The 21551-nt window shown below is 38.1% G+C and carries 21 protein-coding genes; all 21 read right to left on the bottom strand.

Going from position 1 to position 21551, the window contains the following annotated elements:
* Window positions 1–39 precede the first annotated feature (39 nt).
* The 21 genes from LKI_RS08835 to cls all read right to left on the bottom strand — a co-directional run bounded on the left by LKI_RS08835 (window position 40) and on the right by cls (window position 21464).
* Window positions 40–1233, bottom strand: coding sequence for an MFS transporter (locus tag LKI_RS08835; protein WP_013103801.1), 1194 nt, complete (start codon window positions 1231–1233; stop codon window positions 40–42).
* Window positions 1234–1507: 274 nt separating this feature from the next.
* The gene (gene trxB / locus LKI_RS08830; protein WP_013103800.1) at window positions 1508–2455 is read right to left on the bottom strand and encodes a thioredoxin-disulfide reductase; all 948 of its coding nucleotides are present in this window, start codon (window positions 2453–2455) and stop codon (window positions 1508–1510) included.
* A 152-nt stretch (window positions 2456–2607) separates the two neighbouring features.
* Window positions 2608–3480: a UTP--glucose-1-phosphate uridylyltransferase GalU gene (gene galU, locus LKI_RS08825; RefSeq protein ID WP_013103799.1), complete on the bottom strand. Its 873-nt coding sequence runs from the start codon at window positions 3478–3480 to the stop codon at window positions 2608–2610.
* A 48-nt stretch (window positions 3481–3528) separates the two neighbouring features.
* On the bottom strand, window positions 3529–4539 hold the full coding sequence (locus LKI_RS08820) for an NAD(P)H-dependent glycerol-3-phosphate dehydrogenase (RefSeq protein WP_013103798.1): 1011 nt from the start codon (window positions 4537–4539) through the stop codon (window positions 3529–3531).
* Window positions 4532–5494, bottom strand: a complete 963-nt coding sequence (gene hprK, locus LKI_RS08815; RefSeq protein ID WP_013103797.1) for an HPr(Ser) kinase/phosphatase — start codon at window positions 5492–5494, stop codon at window positions 4532–4534. The genes LKI_RS08820 and hprK overlap by 8 nt, the downstream gene beginning before the upstream one ends.
* Window position 5495: 1 nt before the next feature.
* On the bottom strand, window positions 5496–5852 hold the full coding sequence (locus LKI_RS08810) for a phage holin family protein (RefSeq protein ID WP_013103796.1): 357 nt from the start codon (window positions 5850–5852) through the stop codon (window positions 5496–5498).
* 203 nt (window positions 5853–6055) lie between these two features.
* Window positions 6056–6730: a phosphate signaling complex protein PhoU gene (phoU, locus tag LKI_RS08805; protein WP_013103795.1), complete on the bottom strand. Its 675-nt coding sequence runs from the start codon at window positions 6728–6730 to the stop codon at window positions 6056–6058.
* 37 nt (window positions 6731–6767) lie between these two features.
* Window positions 6768–7538, bottom strand: coding sequence for a phosphate ABC transporter ATP-binding protein PstB (gene pstB / locus LKI_RS08800; protein WP_013103794.1), 771 nt, complete (start codon window positions 7536–7538; stop codon window positions 6768–6770).
* A complete protein-coding gene (gene pstB, locus LKI_RS08795; protein WP_013103793.1) occupies window positions 7535–8374 on the bottom strand; it encodes a phosphate ABC transporter ATP-binding protein PstB in 840 nt (279 codons plus the stop codon). The genes pstB (LKI_RS08800) and pstB (LKI_RS08795) overlap by 4 nt, the downstream gene beginning before the upstream one ends.
* Window positions 8375–8470: 96 nt before the next feature.
* On the bottom strand, window positions 8471–9355 hold the full coding sequence (gene pstA / locus LKI_RS08790; protein WP_013103792.1) for a phosphate ABC transporter permease PstA: 885 nt from the start codon (window positions 9353–9355) through the stop codon (window positions 8471–8473).
* The gene (gene pstC, locus LKI_RS08785) at window positions 9355–10278 is read right to left on the bottom strand and encodes a phosphate ABC transporter permease subunit PstC (protein WP_013103791.1); all 924 of its coding nucleotides are present in this window, start codon (window positions 10276–10278) and stop codon (window positions 9355–9357) included. Before pstC ends, pstA begins: the two co-directional genes overlap by 1 nt.
* 124 nt (window positions 10279–10402) lie before the next feature.
* On the bottom strand, window positions 10403–11284 hold the full coding sequence (locus LKI_RS08780) for a phosphate ABC transporter substrate-binding protein PstS family protein (RefSeq protein ID WP_013103790.1): 882 nt from the start codon (window positions 11282–11284) through the stop codon (window positions 10403–10405).
* 97 nt (window positions 11285–11381) lie between these two features.
* The gene (locus LKI_RS08775; RefSeq protein ID WP_013103789.1) at window positions 11382–12737 is read right to left on the bottom strand and encodes a sensor histidine kinase; all 1356 of its coding nucleotides are present in this window, start codon (window positions 12735–12737) and stop codon (window positions 11382–11384) included.
* Between the two features lie 74 nt (window positions 12738–12811).
* Window positions 12812–13726: a phosphate ABC transporter substrate-binding protein gene (locus tag LKI_RS08770; protein ID WP_013103788.1), complete on the bottom strand. Its 915-nt coding sequence runs from the start codon at window positions 13724–13726 to the stop codon at window positions 12812–12814.
* A 179-nt stretch (window positions 13727–13905) separates the two neighbouring features.
* Complete coding sequence (locus tag LKI_RS08765) at window positions 13906–14595, bottom strand: response regulator transcription factor (protein WP_013103787.1); 690 nt, start codon at window positions 14593–14595, stop codon at window positions 13906–13908.
* A 113-nt stretch (window positions 14596–14708) separates the two neighbouring features.
* Complete coding sequence (gene recA / locus LKI_RS08760; protein WP_013103786.1) at window positions 14709–15857, bottom strand: recombinase RecA; 1149 nt, start codon at window positions 15855–15857, stop codon at window positions 14709–14711.
* A 132-nt stretch (window positions 15858–15989) separates the two neighbouring features.
* A complete protein-coding gene (gene pgsA / locus LKI_RS08755) occupies window positions 15990–16571 on the bottom strand; it encodes a CDP-diacylglycerol--glycerol-3-phosphate 3-phosphatidyltransferase (RefSeq protein WP_013103785.1) in 582 nt (193 codons plus the stop codon).
* Window positions 16572–16580: 9 nt separating this feature from the next.
* On the bottom strand, window positions 16581–17462 hold the full coding sequence (locus LKI_RS08750; RefSeq protein WP_013103784.1) for a helix-turn-helix domain-containing protein: 882 nt from the start codon (window positions 17460–17462) through the stop codon (window positions 16581–16583).
* A gap of 13 nt (window positions 17463–17475) precedes the next feature.
* Window positions 17476–18747 (bottom strand): EF-P 5-aminopentanol modification-associated protein YfmH, encoded by a 1272-nt coding sequence (yfmH, locus tag LKI_RS08745; protein ID WP_013103783.1) that lies wholly within the window; start codon window positions 18745–18747, stop codon window positions 17476–17478.
* A gap of 3 nt (window positions 18748–18750) precedes the next feature.
* Window positions 18751–20013, bottom strand: a complete 1263-nt coding sequence (yfmF, locus tag LKI_RS08740) for an EF-P 5-aminopentanol modification-associated protein YfmF (protein ID WP_013103782.1) — start codon at window positions 20011–20013, stop codon at window positions 18751–18753.
* Window positions 20010–21464, bottom strand: coding sequence for a cardiolipin synthase (gene cls, locus LKI_RS08735; protein ID WP_041762604.1), 1455 nt, complete (start codon window positions 21462–21464; stop codon window positions 20010–20012). Before cls ends, yfmF begins: the two co-directional genes overlap by 4 nt.
* Window positions 21465–21551: the final 87 nt, after the last annotated feature.

Raw genomic sequence — 21551 nt, 5'->3', positions numbered from 1 at the left:
CTTTTATTGCGCCACCTGAAGGCGCAAATTTAAAATTGATTAAGCTTTTTTTCGGTTTGTAACAAATGTTATGACTGCAATAATTAACAAAATAACGCCTAATAGTGGGATCGTTGTATACGCTGCTTCATCAACGCTGCTTGTTGCATTGCCCATTACTTTAGACAAAAGTGAAATGATAAATGGTTCAACAAAGACACCAACGTTAAATCCAATCAATACAATTGATGTCACAAATGGTTGTTTCTTTAATGGTGCTAAATTAGGTAATTGACTAAAAATAAATGGTGATATCAATTGCATTGGGAATCCTATTAGCAGGACACCCACTGTTAACATGATGAAATTGTGGTTTGAGAAAGCTACTAAAAAGTTAGATACTGCCATTAATAGTAAACCAACCTGTAAAGTAAATCGACCAAACAACTTCTGCATACCACCATACACTAAACCACCAACCATTGCGGCAACTAACATAAATGATAAGATTGTTGATACTAACAAACCTGACACACCAGCACTCTGCGCCATGAATGGGAAGCTAAGTTGAATTGCCATGTAGTCAATCACTAAAAATGCAGCAAACAACGTCAAAACCCAAACAAGTGGACTAATTGATTTTGGTGAATCAACTTGAACTTTCTCTGTTTTTTCCTCTGCTGTGTGATCAGCTAACATTTCTGACGTATCTGGTACGCGAAGGTAGAACAAATAAAGAATTGGGAAGGCCAAAAGATAAACCAAAAATGTTGCATGCCAGTTAATATTCAAAAGCAAGCCAGCGACAAACGTCAAAACTGCTTGACCAATTTGTTCTACTGCTGCACGCCAACCGAGCATTGTTGCTCTTGTTTGACCTTGATACATCACAGCAATCATCGAAACAGCTAGTGAATTAAAAATACCAAGACCTGCACCTAATACCATTCTTGATACCAAAATAGCATAGTACGAATTAACAAAAAAAGGCACAACTCCTGCAACACCGACTAAAAATAGACCTAAGATAATCGTCTTTTTATCACCTAGCTTGGCTGCGATAAACGAACTTAATAGCACAAACACAGTGACAACAATTGATGGTGTCGTTGCCAAAGCCTGTACCTGTGTTGCAGACACACCTAAAGCTTTTGTCATTTGAGGCATGGCCCCATTGATCGCATAGGCGCTAGTTAACATGAATGAAATAGCCAGAAATGCGATTTTGGTAACCCATTTATCTTGACTTTGCATTATTTTCTCCTTAAAATATCAGCTTAGAACCGGTTCCTTTTTTAAACAAAAAAACACTTTCTTTGTGCAACTTAACACAAATAATTGTAACCGCTTGCACCTTAATTGTCAAACGCTTTTCAAGATGAAAATAGAAGTGTTTATTTTCAGAAAATTTACAATGTTCATTTATCAGATAATTACTCATTTTTATGAGAAAATAAAAATAAAAACTTTTTTTATTTTTTACTTAATAAAAAAAGTAAATTGCTAACAATTTACTTTTAAAAAGGCATTATACTGATTTAACTTCAGCAGGTAAGGCACTAATATAATCATAGACGCCCTGACCGGCCACACTACCGTCACCAACAGCAGTTGTGATTTGACGCAATTCTTTTGCTCGAACATCGCCGACAGCAAAGATACCATCAACAGCTGTCCGCATACGATCATCTGTCATTATCCAACCGGCTTTATCCGTAATATTTAAATTTTCGAGTCCTTGTGTATTAGGTTTTAGACCAACATATACAAAAACACCGCCTGTAGCAATCTCAGATACTTCTTGCGTTTGATTATTAATAACGCGAACACCGGTAACTTTATCTCCGTCACCCAGAATTTCAGTCACTTCGGTATGCCAACGAAATGACATCTTATCATTATCAAAAGCCCGTTCTTGAGTGATCTGTTGTGCACGAAGTTTATCACGACGATGTAACACCGTGACTGACTTAACAACATTAGCTAAATATAGCCCCTCTTCAACAGCAGAATCACCACCACCAATGACAACAACATCATCATTGCGGAAGAATGCCCCATCGCATACAGCACAGTAACTCACACCACGACCTTGATAATCTTCTTCACCATCAACACCTAAATGCGTATGTTCTGAACCTGTAGCAATAATAACCGCCTTAGCAATGTAATTATCCATATCCGTATGAATAATTTTATTATGTCCTTCTATTTCAATATTTTCAACAACCCCGAAGCCATACTCAGCGCCAAATTGGGTTGAAGAGGCATACATCTTTTCTGATAAATCTGGTCCTAAAATCGAATCAAATCCTGGATAGTTTTCAACCTCGGCTGTATTGTTCATTTGCCCGCCATATATACCACGATCCAACATCAAAACTGATAAATTAGCACGTGAGGCATAGGTAGCAGCTGTCATGCCGGCAGGTCCTGCCCCAATAATCACAACATCATACCGCTTATAATCTGCCATCGAATAACCCTCATTTCACTTACTTTTTGTTAACCCAATTTTACACGCGTTTAGACCATTTGTCGAGCGTAACGATTTGCTATTAGCGAACCCATTTTATGATGTTTCGCTCAGCTTAAACACATTAATACCCCTTAAACGATACCTCAATCTTAAAGTTTTGCTGCTAATTCTTTAATGTAGGCGCGTAATTGATCTTTGGTTTGTGGGTGCTTCAGACCAAACTCAATGTTTGTTTCTAAGAAACCAATTTTTGAACCGATGTCATAACGATTGCCTTTAAATTGATGTGCATAAACATGTTGACGATTATTCAATGAATCAATCGCATCTGTTAGTTGTATTTCATTACCCTTGCCTGGCTTTGTGTTTTCTAATTCTTCAAATATTTCAGGCGTTAACAAATAACGCCCAATAATTGCTAAATCAGATGGCGCATCTTCTGGCTTAGGCTTTTCAACAAATGATTTAACACGGTATAGGCCATTTGAAGCTTCTGCTGCCGGATCAATCACGCCATATTCAGAAACCTGATCATGTGGTACTTTCATAACAGCTAATGTTGATTCACCAGTCTCTTCATAGCGTTGGATTAGTTGCTTTGTCAATGGCACTTCGTCCTCCATTAAATCATCACCTAGTAACACCACAAATGGTTCGTCACCAATAAAGGCTTTGGCCGTTAACACGGCATCTCCTAAACCTTTAGGATGTGATTGACGAATAAAATACATATTAATATCCGTCGTTTCCTGAACAATCTTGAGCAACTCATCTTTACCCTTGTCGCGCAAGTTATTCTCCAACTCAGGATTTGAATCAAAATGATCTTCAATTGATCGCTTTGATTTGCCATCAACAATGACAATATCCTCAATTCCCGAAGCAATGGCCTCACGAACGATGTATTCTATTGTTGGTGTATCAACAATTGGTAACATTTCTTTAGCCAATGCTTTTGTTGCTGGCAAGAAACGTGTGCCTAGTCCGGCTGCTGGAATAATTGCTTTACGTACTGGTTTCATTTTTATGACTACTCTCTTTCTTATTCTTCGTTTAAACGTTAGATTAAATCAATCTTCAGACTTAAGCGGACGTGACATAAGGTCTTTAATGACCTCACGCAGAGGCTTATTTTCGTATAGTGCCTGATATATCGCATCCGTTATTGGCATGTTAACATGGTACGTTTTTGAAAAATCATAAACAGCCTTTGTGGTGCTCACACCTTCAATAACCATCCCCATATCGTCAATAACCTGTTGCAAATCTCTACCCTTACCAAGTGCTACACCAGCGCGATAGTTACGTGAATTTGGTGACATACCTGTCACAATCAAATCACCAATACCCGCAAGCTCATATAACGTTGACTCTTTAGCACCCATAGCCAAGCCAAGTTCACGCATCTCAACTAGGCTTCTTGTTATCAACGCTGCTTGAGCATTTGCGCCATAACCCAATCCAATTAACATACCAGATCCAATTGCAACAATATTTTTTAACGCTGCAAATAACTCTGAACCCAATAAATCATGGTTTGTATATGCTCGAAAATTATGATTAGACAATGCTAACTGCAACAACTTTGCAGCTGATTCATCTGAACTACCAATCGAAACAGCCGTCAAGTCGTGTTTGATAACATCTTCAGCATGTGAAGGCCCCGAAACAACCACTAACGCTGAACGGTTAGCCTCTGGTACTTCTTCAGCCAACATCTCTGAAATACGTTTGTAGGTCCCTGGTTCCAATCCCTTTGTTGCATGCGCTAAAATCACTTTTTGAGACAGTTCTTGCAGGGCTTTCGTTAGTTGTTGTGCTACTTGTCGAACAGCCTTAGTTGGTACCACACTGAGCACGATATCAACATCTTTAACAGCTACCAACATATCGTTGGTTGCTACCAAACGGTCAGTTAACGTCGCATCTGGCAAATATTTAACATTTTGGTGTTGTTGGTTAATTTCTACCACTTGATCAGCACGATGCGTCCATAAGCGGACGTCATGCCCGTTTTCCGAAGCAATATTGGCTAAGGCAGTGCCCCATGATCCAGCACCAAGAACAGCTATCTTAGTCATTTTTACTCTCCAAGTCCTTTTGTTCGTTTTTCAGCATTTCCGCTGACATACGCTTTTCTAACGTTTTTAAAGCGTCAATGCCCATATTCGCTGTTCGAAACTTAACCGCGGCTGCATCAATCACACTGGCTGTGTTTCGCCCAGGTGTAACAGGTACAACCATGCGTTTAATTTTAACACCCAATATTTCAAGCGTATCATTATCATTCCCCAAACGGTCAAAATTAGCTTCACCAATTTTACCACTGGACAAATGAATATTCAGTGCAATGGTTGCATGAGATCGGACAGATACAGCACCGTAAACTTGTTGCACATCAATAATACCCACACCGCGAATTTCCATCATATTACGCAGCACACCATTTGGCTCACCAATTAAGCGTTCTTCATCCTCTTGATAAATATCCACACGATCATCAGCAACCAGGCGTGCCTTATCTTGTTGTATTAGTTCCAATGCCGATTCTGTTTTTCCAATCCCTGCATCTCCTGTAATCAACACACCTAAACCATGCACATCGATTAAGACACCGTGAACATTTTCGCGTGGTGCTAGTTGGCCGCCTAAGTAATAAGTCATATTAGACAAAATACGCGAAGAAGTTAATGTTGACGTTAATATTGGAATATGTGCCTCATTAGCCGCTTGTTTGAGTTCCTCGCTAATTGGCAAACCTGTTGAGACAACAAAAGCAGGTGTTTTAGCGTCAGCCATGCGACGGTAGACCATTAATAATTCTTCATGACCCATACGTTCTGAAAACGACGTTTCTGTAATACCAAGCAACTGCACACGTTCTGGCGCATAATAATTAAAGTAACCCGTCATTTCAAGTCCAGGTCGTGAGATATCTGCTGTTGTGATATCACGTTCTAAGTATTGTGCGCCAGCCACAATTTCAAGACGTGTATTATCAACTAATTGTTTTACTGTTACTGAATTTTGTGCCATTTTATTTTCTTTCTACGTTTACGCGTAAGTCAGTTGTCAACATGGTGTTCACAAGCGATAAAATAATCGCTGTTAACATAGCCCAACCGAAACTTGAAAAGTCAAAGCCACCAACAAGACCTGCTGTTAATTCGAGCATAATCGCATTGATAACGATTGTAAATAAACCAAAAGTTAAAAATGTCAACGGTAGCGTTAAAATCGTCAAAACTGGTTTAATAATTGTATTTAACAACGCCAACACTAAGGCTGCGCCCAAAGCCGTTAACCAATTATCAACACGAAATTGCGCTTGAAAAAGTGCTGAAAGCACTAAAAAAACTAACATTGTTGTCGCTAATCGTGCCAAGAACCTCATATTGCCTCCTAGTATACTACATTGTAAGCGCTTAACATACTGTTATATCACGTTTACTTATGGTTAAGTACTACTTTATTATACCAAAAGTTTGCACATCTTGAGAAACAAAAACGACTAAACTATCGTTTAGTCGTTTTAACTGGTCGCTTTCGTTTGCTTCGCGCTATCAAAGCGATCCGTAACTATCAATTAATCTTAGTTTAAATGAAATAATTATAACCTGGGTTTAACTCAATAATTTTTCCTGTACGTTTATAAACAATCCATTCAGCAATATCAGTTGTATAATCACCAATGCGCTTCAGATAACCAGCAATAACCAGATAATCAGCAGCAGAGTCAACTAATTCCGCATCTTCTTTCATGCCTTCCACAGAATCAAAACGTACTTGTGCTGCACGTTTTGACAATGATTGATTTTCATCCGCAATAGCTTCCGCACCAAGTGCATCATTTTTAATATAATATTCCATAACAGTTGATACCATTGTCGCAACTTGTTCACCCATAGCACCAAGGGATTGCTCCACACTAGCAATATGTTTTGTACCCTTAACACGAATGGTCGAATTTGCAATATTACGCGCTTGATCTCCCATACGCTCTAATACAGATACGGCCTTTAAAATGGTCACAATCTCACGCAAATCAGTTGTCACCGGTTGATATAAAGCAATCATTTCGAACGTTTTCTTTTCAATCGCTGCTTCTCGTTCATTAATTTGGTGATCATTCTCTAAAATAGCTTTCGCTCCTTCACGATCATGATCCACAAATGATTGAACAGATTTTTGAATTGTTTGGGCAACAAGCATCCCCATTTCTGTAAATGAATTATCTAGATCTGCTAATTCTTCATCAAATAATCGTCGCATGTTGTTTCTCCTCTTCATAAATATATGAGCCAATTAATTATCCAAATCGACCACTGACATAGTCTTGTGTCTCTTGTCTTTGCGGATTTAAGAAAATATGCTTAGTTGCATCAACTTCAATTAAATCACCACTTAAAAAGAAAGCGGTCCGGTCCGATATTCTTGAAGCTTGAGACATCGAGTGTGTAACAATAATCATCGCATAATCGTCACGCAAGTTCAAGAGTGTTTCTTCAATATTATGACTAGAAACTGGGTCTAAAGCAGAGGTCGGCTCATCCAATAATAATAAGTCTGGGGCTGTAGCCAAAACACGTGCCAGCGATACACGCTGTTGTTGTCCACCAGATAGCCCTAACGCTGACTTATGCAAATCATCTTTTACTTCTTCCCAAACAGATGATTGCTTCAAAGATTTTTCAACTGCCTCATCAAGTACTGCTTTATCTTTAATTCCTGCCAATTTTAAACCAAAAGCAACATTTTCATAAATAGAGAATGGAAACGGATTAGGTTGTTGGAAAACCATCCCAATTTGTTTACGCAAATCAACTGTGTCTGTTGTTGGTGCATAAATATCTGTCCCATTAAAATCAAATGTTCCAGTCACTGTCACATTATCTTCTAAGTCATGCATCCGATTTAAAGCACGTAAATAAGTTGACTTACCTGATCCCGAAGGTCCAATCAAAGCAGTAATCCCTTTTTTAGGGAAATTAAGATTAATCCCATGCAGTGCTTCTTTTTGACCGTACCATAATTTAACATCTCGTGTTTCAAGTATATTGTCTTGTTTAATATCTGTCATCCGAAGTTCCCCGAAATGTAATCATTTGTCAATGCTACTTTTGGTCGCGTAAAAATCTTGCGTGTCAAATCATACTCTATGACCTTACCCATGTGGAAAAACGCTGTGTAATCACTGATACGTGCTGCTTGTTGCATATTGTGAGTCACGATAATAATTGTATACTGATTTTTTAATTCCAATAATGTATCTTCCACTTGGGCAGAAGATATTGGATCAAGAGCACTTGATGGTTCATCTAGCAACAAAATATCCGGTTTTAGAGCTAACGCACGAGCAATTACTAGACGTTGTGCCTGCCCACCAGACAAAGCTAGCGCCGACTTATCCAACTCATCCTTAACTTGGTCCCATAATGCTGCTTGTTTTAAACTTGTTTCAACAATTTCATCAAGTTCTTGCTTAGTATAGTGATCACGTTGCGTTAAGGCAAATGTAATGTTATTGTAAATTGATTTTGCAAAAGGATTGGGTCTTTGAAAAACCATACCAATATGACGGCGCATTTCATAAACGTCAATTGCTTTTGTATTAATATCAACACCACGATACATAATATTACCATTAACTGTGGCAACACTATCATTCATGCGATTTAAAGAGCGCAAAAATGTTGACTTACCTGAGCCAGATGCACCTACTAAGCTTGTAATTTTATAGCGTTCAAAAGATAAATCGCCTTCACTCAATGCTAAATTATCACCATAATAAACTTGTAAATCTTTTGTTGAAATCGCAATTTCATGCTTGTCAGAGTTCATGTCAACAATGAAACGCTCTGGCGCATTTTCAGTAATGAACTCGCTCACTGGTTTTAAATCAATGTTATTAGCCATTTTTTCTCCGTTACTCTAATTATTTGAGGTATTGACAATACTGCTGTCGTGCTATTAAATGACCGGCGTCATACAAACGGCTTCGCCTACATATCGTTAGGCACTTGTCAGTTTTTTGTAAAGCTGTGCACCAATTTTTCGAGCACTCAAGTTAAATAGCAACACAACAATAATCAGAACTGCGGAAGCACCAGCAGAAACTGCATCTAAATCCGGCATAATGCCTTCAGAATTAATTTTCCAAATATGAACAGCCAAAGTTTCAGCAGGACGCATTGGACTCAACGGGCTAGCAATGTTAAATGGATTCCAATCAGCAAAATTCAATGCTGGAGCTGATTGTCCTGCTGTGTAAATCAAGGCGGCTGCTTCACCGAAAACACGACCAGCTGACAAAACCACACCCGTAACTATTGATGGCACAGCAGCTGGCAAAATCACATGAATGACGGTTTCCCAACGTGATAAGCCAAGAGCTGACCCAGCTTCTCGTTGAAGGTCAGGAATTTGTGCTAAACTCGTTTCGATTGATCGGGTCAACAAGGGTAAGTTAAAGAAAGTCAACGCAATCGCACCGGATAAAATTGAGAATCCAAAATGGAATTGTACAACAAATATCAAGAAACCAAACAAGCCAACAACAACTGATGGTAACGAGCTTAAAATTTCAATTGCTGTACGCACCACTGTTGTAAACTTACTTTTTTTAGCATATTCATTCAAATAAATAGCCGCCCCTAAAGCAATTGGAAAGCTAATGAGCATTGCTAAAATGAGCAAATAAAACGAATTAAAAAGCTGGATACCAATACCGCCGCCAGCCTCAAAGGCCTTTGCTGGTGAAGTTAAGAAATGCCAAGATAAGTGCGGTACACCTCTTACCAAGATGAAGGCAAGCATCGCAATCAAAATTAGCGCCACAATAGCAGAAATTGCATAAATCACGCCCGTTGCTATTTTATCAGCAGTTTTTGCATTCATTATTTCATTTCTCCTTTACGTCCAATCGCACGAACAATTAAGTTAAATACCAATGACATTAGGAGTAGAATCATCGCCAATGTCCACAAAACATCATTTTGCAATGATCCCATGACAGTGTTACCAATTCCCATTGTTAATACTGATGTTAATGTTGAAGCTGGTGATATCAAGTTATGTGGCATCAATGCCGCATTACCAATAACCATTTGCACGGCTAAAGCCTCACCAAACGCACGCGCCATACCGAAAACGATTGCTGTTAAAATACCAGGTGTTGCGGCACGTAGAACAACCTTATATATCATCTGCCACCGCGTTGCGCCTATAGCTAATGCCGATTCTCGATAATGTCTCGGAACAGATTTCAAAGTATCAACGGTCATAGATGTAATTGTTGGTAAAATCATAACAAAAAGTACAATTGTACCCGATAAAATACCAAAACCTGAACCGCCAAATATATGACGAATAGTTGGCACAACAACAGTTAAACCAATAAATCCATAAACAACAGATGGAATACCGACTAACAACTCAATAACAGGTTGCATAATTTTTGCACCACGTTTTTGTGCAATCTCAGTCATAAATAATGATGTGCCTATAGCAAAAGGCGTTGCTATAATTGCTGCCAAAAATGTAACTAAGAATGAGCCAATGATCATTGGCAATGCACCGATATATGGCTGCTTTGTTTGCGGATTAACAACCGACGGATTCCATGTTGAACCAAATAAAAAGTCTTTAACATGGACGCCACCTGTAATAAATGTTGATAATCCACGACTCATAACAAAGGCAAATATTGAAACAACCACAATTACAATCAGGATCAGAGCCGCTAAACTGATCATCTTTCCTAACGAATCTTTTTTTGTTGATTCAGATTTTTGCATCAACTTCTGTGTAATGTTATCCATTTTATCTCCATTACATCAAACATCGTTTTAAATACGTACGTTATTTGTACTGCTTAAAAAGATATGAGACGCATTTTTTTAATTGTTCCATTCTAATAATTAATTAATGTTTATCGGTTTCAAATTATCTTTCAACGACTTTACCGTTTACCTGTCGGGTAATATGCATATCATGTATAGAGATGTAACCTAATTTTGGCACCAATGTACTTTGAATATCTTTTGACATGAGATAATCCAAAAACTTGGCGACAGGTTTACTTGGTTCCCCATTTGTATAGACATGCTCGTAAGACCAGATAGGATACTGACCATTTGAAACATTTTTATTTGTCGGTTGTATATTATTCACTGATGCTGCCACGACTGTTTTGTCAATATACCCAAAAGCTGTATATGATATTGCTCCTGGTGTTGTTGCAACAATTGATCTGACCATACCAGACGAATCTTGTTCCTGCGCTTGGATACTCTGTGCACCCTGTAAGCCCCATTTTTCAAATGTGGCTCGTGTACCAGACCCTGCCGCACGATTAATAATAATAATTTTTTGATTTTCACCACCCAGTTGACGCCAATTAGTTACTTTGCCAGTAAATATAGCTTTTAATTGGGCAGTTGATAGATTTTTTATGCCATTAGTTTTATTTAAAAGAGGTGCAATACCCACAACAGCAACCTGGTGATCCACTAATTTTTTAGCATTAATGCCCTCTTTTTCCTCGGCAAAAACATCTGAATTACCAAGATCAACAGCGCCCTGAGATACCTGACTTAGCCCTGTACCGGTTCCGCCACCTTGCACATTTATAAATGTGCCTAAGTTTGCTTTTGCATACTCTTCACCGGCAGCCTCAACGAGTGGTTGCAACGCCGTTGATCCGACAGCCGTGATTGATGTGCTCGTGGCACCTTTATCTCGTGCTGCATAAGCGGTTCCAAATACCGCCACAATACCCACAGCTACAATTGTTGATACAATCGCGCCGCGATGTGATTTCGACATGATAATGCCTCCCAAGATTTAACTACTACATCTTTATTATCTTAGAACGATGTAAAAGTAACAACGATGTTTTGTAAAGATTGTGTAAAGAAGAAACTTACAAAGGTAAAGTGACACTAATCGTCGTCCCAACGCCGACTTGAGAATTCACCTTTAAATCACCATTATGTTTCCTGACAATTTCATTTACAATAGATAACCCAAGACCTGTACCGCTGGCAATCGTGCGTTGACGTGATTCATCCCCACGATAAAAACGTTCAAAAATACGAGACTGTTGATTCTTTGGAATACCAATACCTGTATCTTTCACATTAATTTGCCAGTGTTGGTGATCTTTATAAGCTGTGATTAAAATATGACCGTTTGGCTTGTTATACTTGACCGCATTAACAATCAAATTTTGTAGAATAGTTGCCATATCATTTTTAAAACCCCTAACAAAAAAATCAGAAGGCACATCATTTTTGAGAGCGACATGTTTCACACTGGCTAATGTCTGAACATGTTGCCACTGATCATTTACCATGTCATGAACTGCCATTTCAAGAGACACTGCTTCACTTTTTTGTTGGACACGTGATAACGACAAAATATCACTAACAAGTGATGTTAGGCGTTGCGCTTCCTCAGCTACAATGCCAAGAAACTGTTGCCGCGTTTCAAGTGATTCGCCTGCTGGACCTTGTAACGTTTCGACAAATCCAGTAATTGCAGTTAGTGGTGTTTTTAATTCATGCGACGCATTGGCTAAAAAATCTGACTGCATACGCTCAGCTTGTAAAACAGAAGTAAGATCATATAAAATAATCATGACTTCCGCATGTTGCAAATCCCCTTGATGATATAACGTACTCACTTCATACTGCTTTACCTCACCAGCAATTTGTAAATTCAAAATTGATTGTTGATGCTGCTTTGTATTAAAGGTTTGTGTGATTAGTTCCGAAAGTGTAAATTGGCGAATAACTAAACTTTCGGCAATTGGTGTTGTCGGTCTAGCAATACCTAACAAATTAGCTGCCGTTTCATTAAAAACATCAATGACATGTTGCCGATTCACATTAATGACACCCACAGGCAAACTTGCAAGTAATGATTGATAATTTGTCACGTCTCTTTGTGCTGCTTGTTGTGTATGATAAATATAGTTTTGTAAAACATTAAACTGTCGAATCAATGCATCATATGACGATCCTGGTTCGACTAAAACTTCACGCGGTATATTTCCTGCTATCGTTGACTGTATTCTTTTTTGCATCACGCGCAACGCTTGCTGCTGACTGTTCTCCCAAAGTGTTGCTAACCACATTTCAAACACTGCCGCAATAATCATGACACTAACTACAATAAGTCGTTGATGATTAGTAAAAGTTATCATGCTGTCCAACAAGCCTGTCATAATCATATTAACTGCTAAAAATGATAGATATTTCAAGATTTTTTTTTTCATAAACTACTCCAATATAACTATCATAACAAAAAAATCCGCCTGCGCGGATTTTCGTATTTATATTGATATCTGATTTATTTATTAGTCACTTTACCAGTTGCATCACGAGTCACTTTCATGTCAGTTAATCCAATATAACCCAATTTAGGCACAATTGTCTTCTGCACGTCTTTTGTTGTAAAGTAGGCTAAGAATGCCTTTGTTGCACCTGTAGGTTCACCCTTGGTATACATATGTTCATATGCCCAAATTGGCCACGAATTATCTTCAACATTTTTCTTATCTGGTGTTACTTTGTCAATATTTAATGCCTTAATACCTGAAGCATCTAAATAAGCAAAGGCTAAGTATGAAATAGACCCCGGTGTGGTAGAAACTATTTTCTGCACCGTACCATTAGAATCTTGTTCTGTTGATTGCACTGCATTTTGACCATCTAACACATTTTTCTCAAATACTGCTCGTGTACCTGATCCAGTTGCACGGTTAATAACGACAATTTTTTCATCTTTACCACCAACAGATTTCCAGTTGGTAATCTTACCAGTAAAGATATCACGTAGTTGTTCCTTAGAAATGTTAGCAACTTGCACATCCGAATTGACTACTGGTGCAATACCAACAACTGCTACCTGATGATCTTTCAACTTAGAAGCGTCAACACCTTCTTTTTCTTCCGCAAAGACATCAGAATTACCGATTTGCGCTGAACCACTAGCTACTTGACTCAAACCAGCACCAGAACCGCCGCCTTGAACTGTAATTGTGACACCGGGATTTTTTTCCTGGAATGATGTACCAACTTGTTCTGCTAATGGTTGCAAAGCAGTTGAGCCAAGCGAAAGCACCTTGCCACTCAAATTTGTTGACGATGCTTTACTTGCTTCATTTTTTGCCGTACTCTTACCTGAATTGGCATTCGTATATATGGCGACACCTGCTGCTATAACAACGACACCACCAATGATTCCGACAATTGTTTTGTTCATGACTCGTTCTCCCTTGTCTATGCTTCTTTTGGAAGCGTATGTAATGTAAACTTGGTTGTAGTAGAGGCTCTTGGGTGCCTGTCCTTGTTTACAAGTTATATATTACGCACGCTGTGTCAAAGAAACACTCGCAAAACTGTCACGATTGAGTAAAGCATTGTAAAGGAAAATTTACAATCTTAATTAACCATGGTATAACCAAAACCACGAACTGTTTTTAATACTTCTGGTGATTTTGGATTTGTCTCAATCTTTTCTCTTAAATTACTAATATGCATATCAACCATACGACTTTCACCCACGAATTCATAACCCCATACCGCTGTTAAAATCGTTTCACGATCAATCACACGACCAACCCTTTGAGAAAAGTACAACAATAGTTCGTATTCTCGTGGTGTCAGAGTCAGTATTTTATCATTTTTTGTGACGACTTTTTTATTATCATCAATAACTAGATTTTGAATTTTAATCGCATCTGTTCGTTCTGATTCATGATGATCAACCTGCGAACGCCTTAATACAGCTTTCAGACGCGCAATGACTTCACGTGGACTAAACGGCTTTGTGATATAGTCATCAGCTCCTAATTCAAGTCCAAATACGCGGTCAAACTCATCACCTTTTGCAGTAACCAGTATCACTGGTGTACTGATTTTATCTTGACGTATCGTTTTTAAAACAGTCATCCCATCCATCACGGGCAACATGAGATCAAGCAATATGGCATCAAAATTTTGTTTGCCTATCAGTTCATAGGCCGTCTGACCGTCAGCTGCCACGGTTACGGTATAACCATTTTGCTCTAAGTTGTATTTTAACAACGTTGAAATTGAAGTTTCATCATCCACTACTAAAATTTTTGCCATGATCCTCATACACTTAATTAGTTTAAGTGCATTCCTCTCCAAATGTTTATTTACTTGCATTGTAACAAAAAAAAAGGAAACGCCCTAGCGTTTCCATATATTCTTTACAGTTTTTATACAATTGGTTCATCTGTTAAATCATCGTCATCAGATACTAGTTCTAGTGTATCCGTCTGATCTAAATCAGACACATCATCTGACTCTAACATCTCTGATGAATCACCATCTCCTATACCAAAAGCATCACGTACTTTGGTATAAATTTCCTGTCTCATTTCGGCATTTTCAGGTGCATCCAAAAATTCCTTAGCTTTTTCACGACCTTGACCTACTTTAATGTCATTATAATAATAAAAAGCACCGGCTTTCCTAATGATTTCTTGTTCCGCACCGAGATCTAGTATTTCACCTGTCTGAGAGATTCCCTTACCATACATAATATCAACTTCAGCAACTTTGAATGGTGGTGCTACCTTATTCTTTACGACCTTAACCTTTGTTAAATTTCCGGTCACATCAGTACCATCTTTAATTTGAGTTGAACGACGAACTTCTAAACGAATTGTTGAATAAAATTTCAATGCACGGCCGCCAGGTGTTGTTTCGGGATTACCAAACATCACGCCAATTTTTTCACGAATTTGATTAATAAAAATAGCAATTGTTCCTGTACGATTTAGTGTACCTGCCAATTTACGTAACGCTTGGCTCATGAGACGTGCTTGTAATCCAACATGAGAATCGCCCATTTCACCTTCAATTTCGGCACGAGGTACCAACGCGGCAACGGAATCAACAACAATCATGTCTACAGCGCCTGATTGAACTAGCGCATCAGCAATTTCTAACCCTTGTTCACCAGTATCTGGTTGTGATAGCAATAATTCATCTTTTTTTACACCCAATGCTTCGGCATATTTAACATCCAAAGCATTTTCAGCATCAATATAAGCCGCTGTACCGCCTGCTTTCTGTACTTCTGCAACAGCATGTAAGGCAATTGTCGTTTTACCAGATGATTCTGGTCCATAAACTTCAATAATACGGCCTTTTGGGTAGCCACCAACGCCTAATGCAACATCTAGTTTAACTGAGCCTGAAGGATAAGTTTCAACCTGTGTTAGTGCATTGTCTCCCAATACCATAACAGAGCCCTTACCAAAGTTTTTTTCTATTTTCTTTAGCGCTTCATCTAATGCTGCTTTGCGACCTTTTGCTTGACTGTCTTTATCATCTTTTTTAGTCGTTTTTTTAGTTACCATATCTGTGGCTAACTCCTTTTACTTTACTATATTAGTTTACCTGCTTTTAAAGTCAAAAGCAAGCATTTTGCGAACAATTGTTCGTTCGTGTTCGCTTCAATATATGATACGAAAAAAGCGCTTATTGCGCTTTTACATCCCGTCTGAAAAAACATAACGATTTTGCCAAAAATAATCTATACCGGAATATATGGTAAAAATAACCGCAATCCATAACAAAATATTTCCGATTGGAAAACCTATAAAAACAAATGGTATGTTTTTAAGGTATAAGAAAAAAATAGCAAACATTTGAGAAAATGTTTTAATTTTACCGGGCATCTGCGCTGCCAATATCTGACCATTATTTTCAACAATTAATGTTCTTAGTCCAGTAATAGCTAATTCACGGATGACAATCACAGCTGTCATCCAAGCAGGTACAACACCAAAACTTGTTAAAAATATCAACGCAGTTAAGACTAATAATTTGTCCGCCAATGGGTCAGCAAATTTGCCAAAATTAGTAACCAGGTGTTGACTACGAGCTATCTTGCCATCCAAGAAATCAGTAACCGATGCAACAGCAAAAACGATGGCCGCAATCAACCAATTCATTGGTAATGCCACATCTGATACATTAATAGTTAACCATTGATAGGGCAATGTCAATATTAAAATAAAAACAGGGATTAAAATGATACGAAAAACAGTTAGTTTATTAGGTAAATTCATGATGTCCTCTTAATTATCCAAGTTCACTAAGACGTTCCAAAACGGCGTTGCCGTGTCAACAACAGTAACTTTTTGCTTGTCAAATGTCATAACTGCATTAGTCACATTTGTAAATTGCGCATTAACAGCCGTTGTGCCTTTAGGAATATTAATTGTTTTATCCCCAGTAACCATCTCATTTAACAAAACAGTATCTCCAGCTGTTAATCTAACATTTGTGCCTGCACCTTGCGCGCTTATCTTAACGACATGCTGTTTATCTGCCTGCCCTGATAAATTATAGATAGTTGTTTGCAAAGCAACATTTTGTTCAGGTGTTCCTAAATCTAATTTAGATTCAGTTTTCTTTGGTTTCTTTTTACTTGAACTCGATGCTTTAGCTGTAGACGATGCCTGTTTAGAACTATCATCAGGGACGTTGGTTGTTGATACTGATACATTACCATTATCGTTACTTTGTTGCCCCCCAGTAGTCAAATGTGTTAGCACAAACCAAACAGCAATGAGCACCACAACTATTAACGCACCCATCCAAATTGTTGGTAACATGTTTGATAGACGTGACTGGACGGATGGTGAAGAATCTAATCCTGCACGCACAACACCATCATTATCTCGATGAGCTCGGCTGAGATCATTGGTTCGAGAAATTGAAGCAGGCGTTTCACCTAACAAATCTTCTGGATTTAAACCAACAGCCATGGCGTACTGTCGAATAAAGGCACGCACATAAAAATCTCCTGGTAAAATACCAAGATTATTGTTCTCAATCGCTTCAAGATATCTTCTCTGAATCTTGGTTGATGCTTGAATATCATCTAATGTTAAATTTTTCTTAAGGCGTGCAGTTTTTAGTTGCTCACCTATCTGGTTTGTTAAAGTTTCAGTCATATTTTTCCCAATACTATTTTTGCAAAACAAAACGTTGTAACTGAGCGTTTTGATATATTTTTTCAGCACCATCTAATATATCATTATACGTTAAGTTTTTTAGTAACATAATTTTATCAAATAAATTAGTACCAAAAAGCACATCATCCCCACGCAAAGCAATACTTTCTAAAGAATTCAAACGTTGAATTCCCTCCCCTAAAGTTGCCCGTCGTAACGATTCAAAACTGGTCATCTGACCTGCAAGGACTGTTCGATAATTAGCAATTTGTTTTTCAATGGCGTCAGTTAGCTTATCATACTCAGTGGTTTCTGAAAAGAAACTCACAAATTGATAACGTCGCAGTAAATCAAATGATGTTTCAAATTCAGTATCGATAATACCCTTATTATACAGGTTTTGATACCAGTCTGTCTGCTCACCGAATAATATATCAGATAAAATGTCGGCTACTAAGATGAATTTAGTCGCTTCTTGTCCTGTCAAACCGCTTTCTGGTAACCTTATACCTAGTGCTATTTTAGGACGTGACACATCAAATTTTTTAACTACCGCTTGTTTAATTGGCGGTGCGATTGTTGATTCAAAACGTTGCACCGTAACATTTTCAAAAGTTTTTTTATCTTGATTTTCTTGAATGATTGCTAACACGGACTTAGGATCAAAATGACCTACCAGCTGTAAAGTCATTTGTTTTGGCTGGTAAAAAGCACGATGAATATTATATAACAGGGCTGGTGTGATTTGAGCAATAGATGCTTTTGTGCCAGCAATATCTTCCGCTAAAGGCGCGTTTGGATACATGAGTTGCAAAAGACCCATGTAAACAGCCCAATTGGCGTCATCCTCATACATCTGAATCTCTTGACCAATGATGCCTTGTTCTTTAACAATGGTTTGATCACTAAAATATGGATTTTGTACAAAATCTAACAAGTGTTCAAGGGCTGGTTTTAAATTTTGAGTCGTGGAAAAGAGATAACTCGTTTGATAAGCGTTTGTGAACGCATTGGCATCCGCCCCAAGTTCCCCAAAGCGTGTGAATGCATCACTATGTTCTTTTTCAAATAACTTATGTTCTAAAAAATGAGCTGTTCCTGCTGGAATATCAATTGGCAGTTCATCGTTAATTTGAAACCGTGTGTCTAAAGCACCAAAAGGAGTCGTCATAACTGCAAACGTCTTATGATAATCATTTTTTGGTATCAGGACGACTTTCAACCCGTTGTCTAACACTTCCGTCAATATATGTTCTTTTAATTGTGGATATTGTTTTTCTGTCATGAATTAAACCTCGGGTAGTAATGTAAACTGACTTTGCAATACCATGTTTCCTGCTAACTTAACCACGTCAGATGCTGTTACACCGTTCACAGCATCTACCCAATCATCAATAGATGTCTCGCGCTGTGTTAACAAACGAGAAAAAGCTAGCTCAATTTCACTTGTTGGCGAGTCTTGTTGACTTAAATAATCATTAATTAGGCTTGCTTTAACAGCCGACAAGGTAGCATGACTAAATTCTCCTAATTGAATTGCCGTTATTTGTGCTTGAATCATATGTTTGGCCTGTGACACTTTATCAGCATCAAGCCCTGCCGCAACAACCATAAAGCCAGTATCGTGTTGCCAACGGGAATAAATACTGTATGCGAGCGATTCTTTCTCACGAACATTAACAAAAAGCTTAGATAGTGGCGAGCCACCAAAGAGCGCATTCATCACTAGAGCAACGAATCGTCTTGGATCGTCAGGAGCCAAAGCTAGCCGGTACCCTAACGTTAAAATAGCCTGATTAATGTCTGCTTGCGTCTCAAAAGATTCATGTGGCGTTTCTAACAAAGGTTGTCGATAAAATGGTTGTAACATTTTTACTTGGCGATCTACTAACAACCATGTTTTCAATTCTGATAAAATACGTGATTCATCAATATCACCGAAAACAATCAGATTCATCGTATCATTGGCTATCATATTTTGATACGCGGCGTAGACATCGTCTGAAGTGAGCGCTTTAACATCACTGACACGACCTGACGAAGACACTTTCATCGCAGGTTCATTATAGGTCAGCTCACGTAGCTTAGACATAGCATAGCGATTCTTATCATCACTCAAACTATCTAACTCGTTGATTAGACTTTGTTTTTCTTTGATAAATGTTGCTTGATCAAATTGACTATTTGCAACTAATGGATCAAAAATCATGTCACGTAAAAAATCAAAAGCATCATGCAATAATGTTTTTTCTTGTCCAACATAAATCGGCGCTGGCATTTGCAATGTATAACGCACATGATGTGTTTGTCCAAAACGCAAAACATCTGTTTGATACTGTGCACCATACAAATCAATTGTTTTCTGAGCCACAATTTGTTGACTAGGATATTTCTTTGAACTAACAGCAGTCAAATAGGTTAGTAATGATCTTGCCGCAACATTAGTTTGCTGCAAAGGTGCAACGAAATCTACTGCGATGTGGAGCGTTTTAAATTGTGTTGTTGGTAGAACGACAAGGTTCACACCTTTTTTAAGTTGTATTTTTTTCATAATATTGGGGAAAACAAACGGCTGAACTTTTGCAAGAAAGTCAACCAGAATGATTGTTTTTCAAAATCCTCTATTGTTAATCTTGTTGAACTATCAATATCTTTTTCAAATAGCGTTTCTAAATGGGTTGCAAACTCCGGATCATAGACAAAAGCATTTGTTTCAAAATTCAAAACAAAAGACCTAATATCCATATTAGCCGAACCAACCGTACCAATTTCATGATCAATAATCACGACTTTACTATGTAAAAATCCACCATCATAACGGTACACCTCTGCACCAAGTTCGATAAGTTCTTTGGCATAATATTGTGTTGCACGATAAACAAGCGGATGATCGGGTTTATTTGGAATCATTAAACGTACTCGGACACCAGACATAACAGCAATTTCCAATGTTTCTAAAACAGCAGCATCAGGAATAAAGTACGGTGTTTGAATCGTGATTTCAGAACCGGCTGAGGCAAACATACGCATAAAACCCTGCTTAATTTGCTTCAAGTCATTGTCTGGACCACTGGAAACAATTTGCACCATAGAACGTCCAGGTAATTCTGATATTTCTGGAAAATAATCAATCGTTTGCGTTAACAGCTCGTTTGCTTCAGCGGTAGCGTTCCAATCCATTAAAAATCGACTTTGCATTGATAATACTGCGTCACCATGGATACGAATGTGTGTATCACGCCAATGCCCAAATTTTTTGAACTCGCCCAAGTATTGATCACCAACGTTAAACCCACCCACATAGCCAATAACACCATCAACAATCGCTATTTTTCGATGATTTCTAAAATTAAATCGTAATGTCAGGAGTTGGAAACGGCGCATAAGAAAAGGGACCGCCACACCACCAGCATCACGTAAGCGCTTATACATGTCACGGTGTTGTCCATGTGATCCAAATTGGTCGTAAACCACACGAACTTCAACCCCTTCACGTGCTTTTTGAACTAATAAATCAATTAATTGATTACCCACTCTATCATCGTAAATCGTAAAATATTCCAGATGAATGTGATGGGCGGCATGACGAATGTCCTCAAACAATGCCTTAAATTTCTCGTAACCATCTGTGAATGTTTGAATATCATTTCCACGCGTTAATACGGCGTCATCAGATGTCAGAAATAGCCGGACTAGTTCAGACGCTGAATCAGGAATTGGTAAGAGTTGCTCGATTTTGTGCAGTTGCCGTTTCTGATTGTTTGCTATTTGTTCTAATCCACGCTGATCTTGTGTCCTCAGTCTAAAAATTTTCTTATTCGATATACGACTACCCACTAAGAAAAATATAAAGAAACCCACAACAGGTAACGCGATTAACACAAGTAACCAAGCCCAAATTGTAGCAATATCTCTTTTTTGACTAAAAACAGTAATAATCGCCACAAATGTGTTGATGACTAACAGAACTGAAACTATCATCCACAATGAATCTCTTATCATACATTCCCTCTTCCAGTTTTTAACATTACTATTAGTTTACCATTTTTCAGGGTTTCATGACGAAATAAGATTATTCTTATACAAAAA

The organism is Leuconostoc kimchii IMSNU 11154, assembly GCF_000092505.1.
Lineage (GTDB): Bacteria > Bacillota > Bacilli > Lactobacillales > Lactobacillaceae > Leuconostoc > Leuconostoc kimchii.
The sequence above is the reverse complement of the archived record's forward strand: the minus strand, read 5'-3'. Positions and strand labels throughout refer to the sequence as shown.